We start from the raw sequence: 14,459 nt of genomic DNA, 5'->3' as shown, positions 1-14,459 counted from the left end.
GCAGCGAGATGCAACGGCTTGTTTCGCGGTGCTGTCTTTGGCTTTGTCGGGTAGCCCCCAACGGCCAAAACTGATTACCTCCAATTACTTACTCAGCCGTAACGCGAATATTTTCGTATAGCTTCATTACCTGCCCCGAAGCCCCGCTGAACACGAAAAAGAAGTCAGGCTTAGTTTGGTGAGTGAACGAAGCCTCCTTCCGGACGAAGTCCTTTAGCCTCCCCCTGCTGCAACAGGAAGGCCAGGGCTTCGTCCATTTCGTTTTTAATGGTGCCCTCCAGAATGGCTTCCATGATGGCTTCTTTGAGTTCGCCCACGGCACGCGAGGGCTTCAGGCCAAAGGTTTCCATGATGATTTCGCCGGTGATGACCGGGCGGAAGCTGCGCAGGTGGTCCTTCTCCTCCACCTCCTTCAGCTTCTCCTCCACCTGCCCGAAATTGCGCAGGTAACGCTCCTTGCGCGTGTGGTCCTTGCTGGTGATGTCGGCGCGGCAGAGCAGCATGAGGCGGTCCACGTCTTCGCCAGCCTCGAAAAGCAGGCGGCGCACGGCCGAGTCGGTCACAGTTTCCTTCACCAGAGCAATGGGGCGCAGGTGCAACTTCACCAGCTTTTGCACCATGCGCATTTCTTCGCCCAGCGGCAGCTTCAGGTCGGCGAAGATGCCGGGCACCCACCGGGCGCCTTTGTCCTCGTGGCCGTGGAAGGTCCAGCCCACGCGCTGGTCATAGCGCTTGGTAGCCGGCTTGGCGATGTCGTGCAGCACGGCGGCCCAGCGCAGCCACAGGTCGCCGCCGGCGGCAGCCACGTTGTCGAGCACCTGCAGGGTGTGGTAGAAGTTGTCTTTGTGGGCGTGGGTGCCCACTTTATCCACGCCGTGCAGCAGCGCCATTTTGGGAAAAACGAGGTGCAGCAGGCCCGTCTGAAACAGCAGCTTGAAGCCGTAGCTGGGCGTGGGCGACTCGATTATCTTGTTCAGCTCCACGGTGATGCGTTCCTGCGACACAATCTTTATCCGGTCCTTATTTCGGATGATGGCGTCGAAGGTGTCTGGCTCAATATCAAAACCGAGCTGCGCGGCAAAGCGGATGGCGCGCATCATGCGCAACGGGTCGTCGGAAAAAGTCACGTCGGGCCCCAGCGGCGTGCGAATGGTTTTGCTGGCCAGGTCCTTCATCCCCTCGTAGCGGTCCACCAATTCCCCGAAGTTTTCCGGGTTCAGGCTCAGGCCCAGGGCGTTGATGGTGAAGTCGCGGCGGGCCAGGTCTTCTTCCAGCGTGCCGGCCTCCACTTCGGGCTTGCGGCTGTCGGCGCGGTAGCTTTCCTTGCGGGCCCCCACAAACTCAATTTCGCCGGCCTCCTTGGTAGGCAGCATGGCCGTGCCGAAGTTCTTGAACACCGTGACCCGGCCGCGGCCCGGCAGCTTGGCCCCCACGGCCTGGGCCAGGGCAATGCCGTCGCCCACGGTCACCACGTCAATATCCTTGCTGGCGCGCCCCAGCGCCAGGTCCCGCACGTAGCCGCCAATGACGTAAGCCGGCTGCTTGAGCTCAGCCGCCGCTTCGGCAATGGCGCGAAAGATGGGCAGTTCGGGTAGTTGGGGCGTCTTCATGGCCGCAAAGTTCGGTGTTTCGACCACGAAAGCCAACCCCACGGCTGCCTGGCATCCTCCGGCCGTGCCACGCAGTGGTACCCGACTCCGCTTTCACAAACGGCCACGGCGTCCATTTCCGGCGCAAAGCATCGCCCAAGAAGTGGCCGGCGCCCACCGTTTCGGGTCGTGTTGGCCGCGGGCTATTCCCGCACCACTTCCAGCTGGCCACCTGCTCCCAGCCGGACAATGCGTGAGGGGGCCACCCGCGTGGCATCGTCCTGCCGCCAGTTCGCCACGTGGTCGGCCCCGCTCAAAATGGCCAGGTCAATTTCCCCGTACACCGCCGGGGAAGGCTCGCCGGCTTTGTTGGCCGAAGTAGACACCAAGCCATGCCCCAGCCGGCGCACCACCTTAAAGCAGAACTCGTCTTTTACCACGCGCAGGCCCACGGTGCCGTCGGGGGCCACCAGTCCGGGCGCTACTGCCCGGCTGGCCGGCAGAATGTAGGTGGTGGGCCGCGACTGCTCTTCTATCATGCCTTCCAGCTCATCGGGCACCTGCGTGGCGTAGCGCTGCAACATGGCAAGATCGGCCACCAGAATAATGCTGGGCTGGCCTTCGGGCCGGTCCTTGAGCTTATAGAGCGCCTTCACGGCGGGCGGTGCCTCGGCGTCGCAGCCCAGACCCCACACGGTGTCGGTGGGGTACAGAATGACTTGCTGCAGTAGCAGGGCATCTACGGCGGCATCTACTTCTTGCTGGAAACGTTTCATAATCACTGATTAACGCTGATTTTTATGATTACACTGAGTGGGCTGTCACGGGATTTCCGGCCTGGTGTATATGGCGACTTGGCGCCGCGAAATTACCAACCCAGCATTCGAACGATGGCCAACTCCACAAATAGGAAATCAGCGAAATCACCCTAATCAGCGCTAATCAGCGATGGTCTGGCAGAGCTCCACCAGCACCCCGGCGGCGCTTTTGGGGTGCACGAAGCACACGAGCTTGTTGTCGGCTCCGTGCTTGGGCTCCTCGTTGAGCAACACGAAGCCCTCCCCGCGCAGCCGCGCCATCTCGGCCCAAATGTCATCTACCTCGAAGGCCACGTGGTGGATGCCCTCCGGCTTTCTGGCCAGAAACTTCGTGATGGCGCTGTCGGGCGAGGTGCCGGCCAGCAGCTCAATTTTGGAGCCGCCCACCCGAAAGAAAACCGTGTCCACGTTTTCGCTGGCCACGTGCTCCTTCTTATACGGGGCCGCGCCCAGCAGCGTGGTGTAGAGCGCCGTGGCCGCCTCCAGGTCGTTCACGGCCAGGCCGAGGTGTTCGAGGTTGGTTATCATTGAGAGCAAAAAGAAAGGGAAAGTCCACTTAAAGGGCTAAAAACGAGGTTTTGCCGAGTGATTTCGGCTCCTGCCAGAATCCGAGGCAATTCCTTATTTAGATTGTATCTACTTTTGTGAATCCAAAGAAAACTGATTGCCCTGTAACTGTGTTCTACAGGAGTCCAGTTATTCGCTGGTTTAACACTCTGCTATCCCGCTGCGCGCAATGCTTAAGCTCCCCATTTACCTCGACAACAACGCCACCACCCCCCTCGACCCGCGGGTGCTGGAGGCCATGATGCCTTACCTGACCGACGTATTCGGCAACGCCGCTTCGCGCAACCACCCCTTTGGCTGGGCTGCGGAAGAAGGCGTGGACTACGCCCGCGAGCAAATCGCCAAGCTTATCAGCTGCGACCCCAAGGAAATCATCTTCACTTCGGGCGCTACCGAGTCCGACAACCTCGGCATCAAAGGCGTGTTTGAGATGTACAGCCAGAAGGGCAACCACGTCATTACCTGCACCACCGAGCACAAAGCCGTGCTCGACACCTGCAAGCACATTGAGAAGCTGGGCGGCCGCGTGACCTACCTGCCCGTGAACGAGGAAGGTCTCATCAGCCTCGCAGAGCTGGAAGCTGCCATGACGCCGGAGACCATCCTAGTCGCCATCATGTTCGGCAACAATGAGACGGGCACTATTCAGCCCATCCGCGAAATCTCCAAAATCGCCCACAGCCACGGTGCCCTGTTTATGACGGACGGCACCCAGGCAGTAGGCAAAATTCCGGTGGACGTCAACGCCGATGGCATCGACATCATGGCCTTTACGGCCCATAAAATGTACGGTCCTAAGGGCGTGGGTGCGCTGTACGTGCGTCGCAAGAACCCCCGGGTGAAAGTGACCGCCCAGATGGACGGCGGCGGCCACGAGCGCGGCATGCGCTCCGGTACCCTCAACGTGCCCGGCATCGTGGGCCTGGGCAAGGCCTGCGAGCTGGCCCGCCTGGAAATGGACGCCGACACCACTCGCCTGAGTGTGATGCGCGACCGCCTGCAAAAAGAGCTGATGACGCTGGAAGAAAGCTACGTGAACGGCTCGGTGGAACACCGCCTGCCCCACGTCACCAACATTAGCTTTAAATACGTAGAAGGCGAAGGCCTGATGATGGGCGTGAAGGACCTGGCGGTATCGTCGGGCTCAGCCTGCACCTCGGCTTCGCTGGAACCCAGCTACGTGCTCAAGGCCCTGGGCCTGAGCGACGACCTGGCGCACTCTTCGCTGCGTTTCGGCCTCAGCCGCTTCACCACCGACGAGCAAATCGACTACGCCATCGGCCACGTAAAAGAGGCCGTTACCAAGCTCCGCGAAATGTCGCCCCTGTGGGAGATGTTCCAGGAAGGCATCGACCTGAGCAAAATTGAGTGGGCGGAACACTAGAATAGTTATGAGTTATGAGTTTTTCATTTGCCCTCACAACTCAGCTTTTCAACTCCTAACTCATAACTTTTAACTCATAACTCCAAAATCATGGCTTACTCCGATAAGGTTATCGACCATTACAGCAACCCCCGCAACGTGGGCACGCTGGATAAAAGCAAAAAGAACGTAGGCACCGGCCTCGTGGGCGCACCTGAGTGCGGCGACGTAATGCGCCTGCAGATTGAGGTAGACGAAGCCACCAACACCATCATCGACGCCAAATTCAAGACGTTCGGTTGCGGCTCGGCCATTGCCTCCTCATCGCTCGCAACGGAGTGGCTGAAAGGCAAAACCGTGGACGAGGCCCTGGCCATCGACAACATGGAAATTGTGGAAGAGCTGGCCCTGCCGCCCGTAAAAATCCATTGTTCGGTACTGGCGGAGGATGCCATCAAGTCGGCTATCTCGGACTACCGCGTGAAGAACGGCCTGCCCGCGCTGGAAATGGCGCACCACTAATTTTTTGAGTTGAAAGTGAAGAGTTAAGGGTTATAAGTTTTTGGCCCCGAACCGGCCAGAAGCTTATAACCCTTAACTCTTCACTTTTAACTTTTACCTTGACAAATGGACGAATTTGAAGTTGCCCGCCTGGAGCGCGAAATTCAGCAGTACCTGGGCCTGGAGGCCGCACAGTTGCGGTTTGAGTTTCGGGAGCTGGAAGGCCAGACGCGGCTGGACCTGGTCACGCTGAACCCCCGCCACCACCAGTCCTTTCTATTTCGCTTCGAGACGGGCCGCGACGAAGCGGACTGCCTGCAACAGATGCTGGACTACGTGAAACGGCTTCGTGACACCGAAAGCTCCTACACGCTGCAGTGGCGCACCCGCGGCGACAAAGAGCTGCAGACCTCCTACTTTCGCGCTCACAATGCGTATGAAGCATTGGACAAGCTCTATTTCGGCCGCGACCTCAATGCCATCACGGTGTTTAGCGTGGTGCTCAACCCCAGCTCTTAGCCGGACACCACTGCCTGCAGAAGGCGAAGGAACAAAGGAAACAGCATCCTTGTTTATAATTTGTCTAAATTGCGCCTCCGATTATTCTATTAGTCGAGCAAGGCCCTGCTCCTACTGCCATGATTACCGTATCCGATAAAGCCAAAGAAAAAGTAGCGCGCCTCATTGAGGACGCCCACCTCGACGATACCTACCGCTTGCGGGCCTCCGTGGCCGGGGGCGGCTGCTCGGGCCTGAGCTACAAGCTGGATTTCGACAACGAAGTGCGGCCCATGGACCAGGAGTTTGAGGACAAAGGCGTGCGTGTGGTGGTCGACATGAAGAGCTTCCTTTACCTGGCCGGCACCGAGCTGGACTTCTCCGATGGCCTCAACGGCAAGGGCTTCCAGTTCAACAACCCCAACGCTTCGCGCGAGTGTGGCTGCGGCGAGAGCTTCTCGGTATAAGCAGCCACACTACCTGATTTTGCAGAACGCCACCCAATGGGTGGCCGTTCTGCATTTAGAGCTTATCCGAACAGGAACTGTCATGCTGAGCACAGCGAAGCATCCTATCGCTGCTGAATGACTTGCAGCACTAGAACGGCTTGTTCTGCGGTGATAGGATGCTTCGCTGCGCTCCGCATGACAGAATATGGACAGCTTGGTGCGAGCGAATTAGCAGTTGTATGGCTGGGCAAGACGATTTTCTGTAGGGCGGACTTATTGCTGCACGTATACCTGACATTGGTACTTGCAGTGGCTGATAACATCCCGTTCTTCGGTCCGGTAGCCTTCGAATGGATATGCGGGCAGCGTCAGGAAGTGAGGGGCACTGAATAGTAATTTGTAGGAAGGTGGGAGCTCAACGATGTTGCACCAGACTCCGGCGTGAATGGGGTACAGGAAAGCCACGTTCACCAGTACTGCCTGCCGGCTGGTATCAGTTGTCGGCGTCTCCAGCAGTGGGGCGCGGGCCAGGTAGTAGTCGGCATTGTCGGCGGTGCCGGTTTGGCTTTTATGCGCTACGGTGGTGCTCTTCAGGCCGGGCACCTGCTGGTAGAGCACGGTGAGGGGATACACAATCCGGTGGTATTCGACGGCAAAGACGCCGAAGGAATAGAGCGCGGTACCGGCCACCAGGGCCACCGGAACAAACTGCAGACGGCGGGTGGCCGGATACAGGACCTTGGCGAGCAGCAGCACGAAAAACGGCAGGTACAGGTGCAGAATCCGGCCGTAAAACACGAGCTTCTCCTGGTAGAAAACCATCACCGCGTAGGCGAGAAAGGCTAGGACCATGCTTAGTAGAAGCATGTTGTCCCGAATCAGCTCGGCGTAGGCGGCCACGGTTGGGCAGCGGCGGCGGGCCAGGCGGTACAGCAGCACCGGCACACTGGCTGCGGCCAGCCCCACAAGCAGGTAGCCCAAGCTCCGCTCAGCCTCAAACAGGTACTTGAAGAGGAAGGAAAACCCATCGGCAAAATCCCCCTGCGTGATGGTACTCGATAAGCTGATGCAGGATTCCAGATACGAGCTGCCACCGGCCTGGGTAAGGAGCTCGAACAGCAGCAGCACGCCCGCGGCTCCCAACGCGAAAACCACGCTGGTGCTCAGCAGGCGCCGCCAATTGAATGGCCAGATGGCACGCTTTTCCAGCAGCATCACCCACCCCACTACCACCGCGGCATTGTAGCCCGGGTAGATGGCAAACGTGAGAGCCGACAGCGCACCGATGGAAAAGACGGCCCAATACGTGCGCCGCTCCGGGCGCTGCCGCAGCCGCAGCACCCAATGCACGGTGAGGAAAAAACACAGCAATGCCGCGTCGTAAGGCAGAATGTGGCGAATGTAGAGGTTGGTATTGACGAGGCAGCCGTACACCAGCGTGCTAAGCAGGGCGGCTGGCTCGTTTCGCAGCAGTTGCCGCCCTATGCGGTAATAGACCAGCAGCGAGCACAGCACGATGAGGTAATTGAACGCCACCGGAATGAGGAGCGAGGCCGGACTGTGGGGGCTGACGCCGGCCACCTCCGCAAGCAGCACCTGCAAGCTGGCCGGGGCCACCCGCCACAGGGCATCGCCGGGGCGGCCCTGCGTCTGGGAAAGTCGTTCGCAGAATCCGGCAACATCTCCGCCCACTAGGGCCTCCACTGCCTCTACGGAGCGGTAATACCGCTCCTCATCGGGAAACGCGAGGGCCCCGGTTCCTAAAAAAGACAACCTGACCCCGAGCAGCAGCACGAGCAACCCCAGCAAAGAATAGCGAACGACAACGGGGATTGAAAACCGGCGCTCGGCCAGGGAAATGCTACTAACCATCCAGGAGGAACGTGGGTACTGAGTTGTTAGACATTGGCTGTCAGTTGTCAGAAATTCAAAACTATCCGACCGACAACAAGCAACTGATAACCCGTTTACTTTTAAACGACTGATTGATGGTAGTAAATCGAGGCGCTGCAAAGCCCGCTCAAAGGTACTGCAAGACCTATGCAGTCCAGTAAAGGCATTCCTTTTTACCCAAAAATGCCCCCGCTGGGCGGGGGCATTTCCAGCAACTGTACCAGCCAGCCGCAGATGGGCAGCGTGCGGCGCAGGGTTAGTCGTACTTCACAAAGCGGCGCACCATGCGGCCGGTGGCCGAGTTCAGCTCGAGGAAGTAGGTGCCGGCCGGCAGGCGGCGCACGTCCACGCTCGGGTTTGCCTCGGCGGCGCGGCCCCGGTCGAGCACCTGGCCCAGGCTGTTGAGCACGCGGTAGGTGCGACCTTCGGCGGCGGGCACCACGGCCGTGATGCGGTCACTGGCGGGGTTGGGGTACACACTCAACTCACCGGCGCTGGCGCGGTTACCGCTCACCGTCAACACTTCGGAGAAGGCCACCGTGCCGTCCACGTCCACCTGACGCAGGCGGTAGTAAAGGCGGCTGGCGGGGGCCTGGGCGTCCAGGGCGCTGTAGGCCTGCAGCTGGCTGCTGTTGCCTTGGGCCGCTACCGACAGGACGGACGCAAACGTGCGGCCATCAAGGCTGCGCTGCACTTCGAAGCGGGCGCTGTTTTGCTCGCTTGCCGTGGCCCAGTTCAGGCGCACACCCGCGGCCTGCCGCTCGGCCGTGAAACGCACCAGCTCCACCGGCAGCGGATTGGCGTTGGGGGGCGTCTGTTTGTCGGTGGCCAGGGTGAAGTCACCGAGGGGGCCAGCGGGGAAAAAATCAGACTGAATGCTTGAGCCTAGGCCAGAGCCGCCGATATCCTTCCACTTGCTGTCATCGATGGGGTCAGCCATGGCCACGCGCAGAAAAGAAACGGTGGCCGGGGTTACGCCGTCGGAGGCAAAGTCGTAGTTTAAGGTAATCCGGGCACGGTTCAAGACACTCGTGCCACCGGGCTCACGCACCACGTTGTAGTACCGGATTTGCGACACGCGCGACAAGGTGGGCGGCAGGGTCCGGGACGGCGAAGGGGCTTCGTACTGGTGAGCTGTGTAGCTGCTGGTACCCCCATTCACGTCTTCCACTAAGAAGTTAAGCGGACGGTACTGCCCATCTACCCCAAGCGGAAAGCCCAGCGTCGCAGTTTTGGTGGTCTGGTTGGTTACCGAAGACTGAGTCAGCGTATTGGTGTAGGAATTATTGCCACCACCCGTTACGCTCCCCTCAGGCAATACGATGAGCTTATTGTTACCCTGCACAAACACGCGGCCCCGGGTCAGGGACAACTCATTTACCGTGAGCGTGGTGGTGAGTTGAACCGTAGGGACGGTGCCTGTCGCGCGGTCCAGCGTGAAACGTTGGAGCACATCCTGGCCCGCAACAAAAGCCAGCGGACCAATGTCTCCCGAGCCAGTGAAACTCAGCACCGAGGTGGGCGTGACCGCAAGGCGACCCACTGCGGGGTCGGCGTCAAATACCCCCGTCACGTTCAGGCCAACGCCATCGCTAAGCTTGAGGACACCGCTGGTCAGGGTGGGGGTGGTTATCTGCACGGCGCTGCCTTCCAATGTCAGGGTTCCTCCGGGGCGGTTTAGCACCAATATGTTGAGCACCGCTGACGAGGGCTCGAAGGTCAGCGTGCCAAGTGGGCCGGTTCCTCCAATGTACACGTCTGATGTAGCTACAAAAGTTAAAGGTTCAAGACCGCCTTTTAGCAGGCCGGTTGCAGAGGTAGCAACCGTTCCATTCAACGTCAGCGTGTTTGAGCCGATGGCAAACACGCCGTTGTTGAGTGCAAAGGCATTCTCAACAATCAGCGAAGAGGCCAGCGTGAAGGTAGCCCCCGAACGATTCAGCGTAAAGCTGGCCAGGGTGGTATTGGCACTGGTGCCGTTGTCAAAGCGGATGTCGGCCAGCGAACCAGCGCCACCTATTACTAGGCCTGCAGTGGCCGCGCCGCGCAGGAAACCCGTAGCAGCCGCCACCACCGGGCCATTCAGCGTCAGTACATTGTTGGCGCCAATGGCCAGCGTGCCAGCGGTAAGGGTAAGGGAACCGTTTACGGTGAGGCTACGAGGCAGGGTCAGGGTATTGGCGTTTGCCGTTAGTCCTCCCCCACCGGCGGCGTCCACCGTCAGGTTGGCAAGCTGGGTGCTGGTTGGGGTTAGGCGCAGGGTACCTAACTCAGCAGGGCTGTTTTTACTGAATACGAGGCTCGAACCGGCATTTACGGCCAGCTGGCCGGTACCGGCGCCAATGGTAGCGCCGCCACCCTGCACAAAGCTCAGGGTGTTGCCGCCCACTGCCAGCACGGAACCAGCGCCCAGGTTGTAGCCGCCGTCCGTGCTGTTGCCCAGTTCCAGGTTGCTGGCGCCATCGGCGAGGCTAACGCCAGCCTGGTTGGTGCTCGTTGTCAGGCTGAGTAGCTTGATGGTGTTGTCGCCGCCGTTCACCACCTGTGGGGTGGTAGTATTGGTGAGGGCCAGCGTAATGCGGTCATCGGCAGTGGTGCTGAAGTTGACCGTGCCGGTGAGCGCAAAGTTGCCCCCCAGGCTCAGGGTAGAAGCCGAACCGGCCGCGCCGCCCAATACGTCGGGATTGGCGGCACCTACGTTGTTGGCCAGGAAGTTGCCGCGCACCACGGTGGTGCCGGGGCTCAGCCGCTTGGTGGCGTTGCGTAGGGTGAGGTTGCCGTAGGAGGGCGTGGCGGGCACGATGTAGGGCGTGGCCTGCGCGTATTCCACGGTGCTGCTGACGGCGATGCTGTTGAAAACCACGCCTGGGTCGGCGTTCAGTTCGGTCAGCGTGGCGTTGTCGCTCAGTTCCAGGGTGCCGGTGTAGTCAAAGGCCTCGGGCACAGTGAACGAGGCATTTGTATCGAGTACGAGCCGCGAGTCAGTCCCCGTTATGGTCAGGTCACCGGTGAGGGTGCGATTGGCACCAATGACGATAAACTGCTGGGAGTTGGCGCTGAAGCTAGTCGGCGACGGACCCGTGCCATCCAGTGTGCTGCTGTAGGTACCCAGGGCGTTGAGCGGGCCATTAGGCTGTTTGGTATTGTAGAACACAGTGGCCGCTGTCTCGGGCGCCGAAGCGCGGTTTTGGGGCTCGGGCGAGCTGCGCACCACAAAATCCTGGCCGTTGTTCTGGCTGTCGAACCCGTTGCCCCGCTGCGCATCGGCTCCGCCAGCGGCCATGGATGCGCTGGTAGACGAGGCAACCGCCTTGCGCTCAATGCTGGTAGCGGCGGTTAAGGCTGGGGCGGCAGAGGTGCCTTCGAACTGCTCGGCCGAGCCGTACCCAACAAAGTCGATAATCCCGGCATCGGTGGCAGTAGTAGTTCCGGGCAGTTCTGTAGTGGAGTTGGCCAGGGCGATTTTGCCCCCGGCTGTTGCCAGGTTGGTGTTGTTAGTCTCGTCAGGCGCAGGCAAAGGCGTGCCGCTTGCGGGCCCGCCAAACTCCACCAGCAGGTAGCCGTTTGCCGGAATGCTGCCCGTAAGTGGCACGAGTGTGTAGTTATTGTTGGAATTGGCGCTGTGGTACTGCACGGAGTACCCCGTCAACGCAAACGGCGTGTTGCTTTTGTTGTAAAGCTCAACAAAGTCGTTTTTGAAAGCACCGGTAGCTCCGCCGCTCGCGTACACTTCGCTGATTACAACCGAGCCCGCCTGGGCTTGGGAGAATGCGGGTTTCAGCAGGGACAGAAGTAGTACCGCGGTACTCCCAATAGCACGTCCTAAGCTGCTGGGTTTGGTAGTGGTTGTTTTCATGGTTGGAATACAGAAGAGTGAGTTCAAATATGTACGGGTGGCAGAAGAGGGAATTTTATGTGAAAAATGATAGTCAGAACCGGCATTATTCTAGCAATATATTATTATATAAATCTGATATTTAATATACTTTATTTAAAAAAAACTTGATAAAAGCGTTATTACTGTTGCTTCGGCAGCTGCTTGTTGTAGCTACTTTTTTTCAAAGTGCGAATATACATCTTAATAATCCATGCCAGGAGTCAAAGCGGTGCTTTTATCACCTTTAACACGCTCATAACCAATGTACATTAGCTCAACCATTGGGCAATTTTCATCTCATATATTCAATGTTTTATTCATTGCGGCAGCTGCTCGTCATTGTAACAGGGTAATTGTTTGCAACCATGGAAGCCCTTACCACGTTGAAGCGCATCCGCAAAAATAAAACAGAATATATAATTTATATAATCCAATAATTCAAGGACTTGTTCCTGCTTCTCAACTCATAAATTTCAATTCGACAAATGGGCGCAAACTTCTAAAACACAATTCAGTTAATCAAATTAAATCTTCAACCCATTCGCCATGGACAAAGAAGTTGCTGTTTCCCCGTTGTTCATTGACCCTAAAGTGATTATCCTCACGTCGGCAGGTTGTAATTAGATGCTGTAAGCTAAAGCTTTCCGGCAATGGGCAGCATTGCTCGTTTGGCGTTCAAAGTAGCGCTTTCATTGCATGTGCTGTTCTGGCATAAGTACTGCTTCGCAAGCGGATGCCAGTGGAGCATAACAGGGGTCGAAAGGGTAGCCCACACGAGTTCTCAGGTGGAGGGCACCACCCTGGCTTGCGCGGTACAGGCCGCTACGCCTGCCTTGCTACTGAAGAGCGCCGACGGCGGGTTATGGTTGCACCGGGCATAAGCCCCAAATCACTTCTTCGGTCAGGGCGCACTGGTGGTGGTGCGAGTAGCGCCAGTCTTCCCGCGGGGCGTTTTCTACGCGCTGGTGGGTGGCGGGCAGGTCGGCCAGGCAGCGGTGCAATGCGCGGGCGCAGGCCGCCACGCTGCGCAGCGGAAACAACAGGCCGTTGTGGCCGTCCTGCACCAGCTCGGCCGTGCCGGCGGCGGCGGCGCCTACTACCGGCACGCCCGCCGCCATGGCTTCCAGAGTCACCATGCCGTAAGTCTAGCCATCACAGAAAAGTCGATGGCTTGGTAAAAAACGTCCGGATTGGGTCGGAACCCGCGGAAATGCACCTCCGCCGCTAGGCCCAGCCGGGCCACCTGCTGCTGCAACTGCTGGTAATAGGTGTCGCCTTCGTTGCGGCTGGGCGCCCCCATCACGAGCAGGCCCGCGTCGTGCCCGTATTCGCTCCGCAGCAGGTGCAGTGCCTCAAGCACGAAGTCCTGGCCCTTGCCCCGGTCGAAGCGGCCCAAGATACCCAGCAGCAGGCCCTGGGCGGGCAACGTCAGCTCCTGGCGCGCCTGGCTCCTGGTGCGGGCCGGGGGGGCAAACTGCTCCACGGGCAGGCCCAGCGGCACCACGTGCAGGCGGCGCGCCTCCAGGTGCGTCGAGCGGAGCACCTCCTGGCCCAGGCCGGGCAGGGGCGTTAGCCAGGCATCGAGTTGCCCGAACCGCAGGCGGTGCACCAGGCTGCGCTTGGGACGTCCCAGCTGCATGTGCTGCTGGTAGATAACGCGCAGCACCCCGCCCATGAGCTGCTTGCTGAGCGTGGCCAACGCCAGGTCTTTGTTCTGCGTGACCACCAGCACCTGGCTGCCCAGCCGCAGCAGCAGCTGCCTGAGCCCTCAGGCCGCGAGGGGCAGAAAGAGGCCCCGGCGCACCGCCAGGAGCTGGCACGGAACCGCCCATTCGGCTGCCAGCCGGGCCAGGGGCGTATCAGGCAGCCCTATAAAGGTGAGGGGCCAGCCCCGCTCCTGTATCCAGCGGGCAAATTTGAGGCTGTTCAGCTCCAGCCCGCCCAGGCTGCCAGACAAGCACAGGACCGCCAGAGCAGGCTTGGCGGGCTGGCCGGGCGCAGTGGGCAGAGAAGGAGCAGTTGGGGTTATTCGGATGGCAGGCAAACGCCGCAAGCTAGGGCCGCGGCAGCCGACTGCGCCCCGCCCGTCGGCTGGCAGGCCACAAATGCATCAGCTCCAGCGGCTCAGAAACTGCAGGAAGGATTCTTTGTACTGGTCGCCCACCGGAATGGTGACGGCCCCAATCTGCACGGTGAGGCGGCGCACGGCCTCAATCTTGTCCAGGGCCACGATGAAGGAGCGGTGAATGCGCATGAACCGCCGGGCGGGCAGCTTTTCTTCCATGGCCTTGAGGCTCATGAGGGAAAGCAGGGCGCGCGGGGTGCTTTTGAGGTGCACTTTCACGTAATCCTTCAGGCCTTCTACGTAGAGGACGTCGCTCAGGGCCACGCGCACCAGCTGGTATTCGGCTTTGAGAAAGAGGTACTCTTCTTCTTCCGGGCTGGCCGCGGCCGGGTTGCTCACGTGCTGCGCAACCAGCTCGGCGTAGGCGCGGGCCTTGCCGGCGGCGCGCAAAAACTCCTCGTAGTTGAACGGCTTCACCAAGTAGTCGAGGGCGTCGACGCGGTAGCCCTCGAGGGCGTACTGGCTAAAGGCGGTGGTGAAAATGACGCGCGGGCCGGTGGGACCCAGCACGCGGGCCAGCTCCAGGCCGTTGAGCTCCTGCATCTGAATGTCGAGAAACGCCAAATCGACGGAGCCGGGGTGTTCGTGCAGGTACTTCAGGGCTTCCACGGCACTGCCAAACTTGCCCACCAATTCCAGAAACGGCGTTTTCTGCACGAAATTGACCACCAGCCCAAGGGCCAGCGGCTCGTCATCAACGGCAATGCATTTGAGGGGCGACATGTTTAGGAGTGGGTTGGTGTTCTGGCGTCAACCTCACGGGCCCCCTTTGGGGCATG

The 14,459-nt window shown here is 59.6% G+C and carries 13 protein-coding genes; 4 read left to right on the top strand and 9 right to left on the bottom strand.

The window, feature by feature from the left end; genetic code table 11:
• Positions 1 to 170: 170 nt before the first annotated feature.
• The 3 genes from BEN47_RS13525 to mce all read right to left on the bottom strand — a co-directional run bounded on the left by BEN47_RS13525 (position 171) and on the right by mce (position 2,935).
• A complete protein-coding gene (locus BEN47_RS13525; RefSeq protein ID WP_070728925.1) occupies positions 171 to 1,610 on the bottom strand; it encodes a CCA tRNA nucleotidyltransferase in 1,440 nt (479 codons plus the stop codon).
• A 182-nt stretch (positions 1,611 to 1,792) separates the two neighbouring features.
• On the bottom strand, positions 1,793 to 2,365 hold the full coding sequence (locus BEN47_RS13520) for an L-threonylcarbamoyladenylate synthase (RefSeq protein ID WP_070728924.1): 573 nt from the start codon (positions 2,363 to 2,365) through the stop codon (positions 1,793 to 1,795).
• A gap of 162 nt (positions 2,366 to 2,527) precedes the next feature.
• Positions 2,528 to 2,935, bottom strand: coding sequence for a methylmalonyl-CoA epimerase (gene mce, locus BEN47_RS13515; RefSeq protein ID WP_193427148.1), 408 nt, complete (start codon positions 2,933 to 2,935; stop codon positions 2,528 to 2,530).
• 208 nt (positions 2,936 to 3,143) lie between these two features.
• Here mce and BEN47_RS13510 point away from each other — a divergent pair, with 208 nt between their 5' ends.
• The 4 genes from BEN47_RS13510 (at position 3,144) to BEN47_RS13495 (ending at position 5,803) form a co-directional block, all read left to right on the top strand.
• Positions 3,144 to 4,358, top strand: coding sequence for an IscS subfamily cysteine desulfurase (locus BEN47_RS13510; RefSeq protein WP_070728923.1), 1,215 nt, complete (start codon positions 3,144 to 3,146; stop codon positions 4,356 to 4,358).
• Positions 4,359 to 4,448: 90 nt separating this feature from the next.
• Positions 4,449 to 4,859, top strand: a complete 411-nt coding sequence (iscU, locus tag BEN47_RS13505) for a Fe-S cluster assembly scaffold IscU (RefSeq protein ID WP_070728922.1) — start codon at positions 4,449 to 4,451, stop codon at positions 4,857 to 4,859.
• 105 nt (positions 4,860 to 4,964) lie between these two features.
• Entirely contained in the window at positions 4,965 to 5,357 is a 393-nt protein-coding gene (locus tag BEN47_RS13500; RefSeq protein WP_070728921.1) for a hypothetical protein, read from the top strand.
• 119 nt (positions 5,358 to 5,476) lie between these two features.
• Positions 5,477 to 5,803, top strand: coding sequence for a HesB/IscA family protein (locus BEN47_RS13495; protein ID WP_070728920.1), 327 nt, complete (start codon positions 5,477 to 5,479; stop codon positions 5,801 to 5,803).
• 255 nt (positions 5,804 to 6,058) lie between these two features.
• Here the strand turns inward: BEN47_RS13495 and BEN47_RS13490 are convergent, their stop codons facing one another.
• The 6 genes from BEN47_RS13490 to BEN47_RS13465 form a co-directional block, all read right to left on the bottom strand.
• On the bottom strand, positions 6,059 to 7,657 hold the full coding sequence (locus tag BEN47_RS13490; RefSeq protein ID WP_125921675.1) for a glycosyltransferase family protein: 1,599 nt from the start codon (positions 7,655 to 7,657) through the stop codon (positions 6,059 to 6,061).
• A 277-nt stretch (positions 7,658 to 7,934) separates the two neighbouring features.
• A complete protein-coding gene (locus tag BEN47_RS13485; protein ID WP_070728918.1) occupies positions 7,935 to 11,534 on the bottom strand; it encodes a lamin tail domain-containing protein in 3,600 nt (1,199 codons plus the stop codon).
• Positions 11,535 to 12,415: 881 nt separating this feature from the next.
• Positions 12,416 to 12,691, bottom strand: a complete 276-nt coding sequence (locus BEN47_RS22520; protein WP_070728917.1) for a glycosyltransferase — start codon at positions 12,689 to 12,691, stop codon at positions 12,416 to 12,418.
• Positions 12,685 to 13,281: a glycosyltransferase gene (locus BEN47_RS22515; protein ID WP_125921674.1), complete on the bottom strand. Its 597-nt coding sequence runs from the start codon at positions 13,279 to 13,281 to the stop codon at positions 12,685 to 12,687. The genes BEN47_RS22520 and BEN47_RS22515 overlap by 7 nt, the downstream gene beginning before the upstream one ends.
• Before the next feature lie 42 nt (positions 13,282 to 13,323).
• Positions 13,324 to 13,599: a hypothetical protein gene (locus BEN47_RS13470; RefSeq protein WP_125921673.1), complete on the bottom strand. Its 276-nt coding sequence runs from the start codon at positions 13,597 to 13,599 to the stop codon at positions 13,324 to 13,326.
• A gap of 66 nt (positions 13,600 to 13,665) precedes the next feature.
• Positions 13,666 to 14,403 (bottom strand): LytR/AlgR family response regulator transcription factor, encoded by a 738-nt coding sequence (locus tag BEN47_RS13465; protein ID WP_070728914.1) that lies wholly within the window; start codon positions 14,401 to 14,403, stop codon positions 13,666 to 13,668.
• Positions 14,404 to 14,459: the final 56 nt, after the last annotated feature.

Source organism: Hymenobacter lapidarius, assembly GCF_001816145.1.
GTDB lineage: Bacteria > Bacteroidota > Bacteroidia > Cytophagales > Hymenobacteraceae > Hymenobacter > Hymenobacter lapidarius.
The sequence above is the reverse complement of the archived record's forward strand: the minus strand, read 5'-3'. Positions and strand labels throughout refer to the sequence as shown.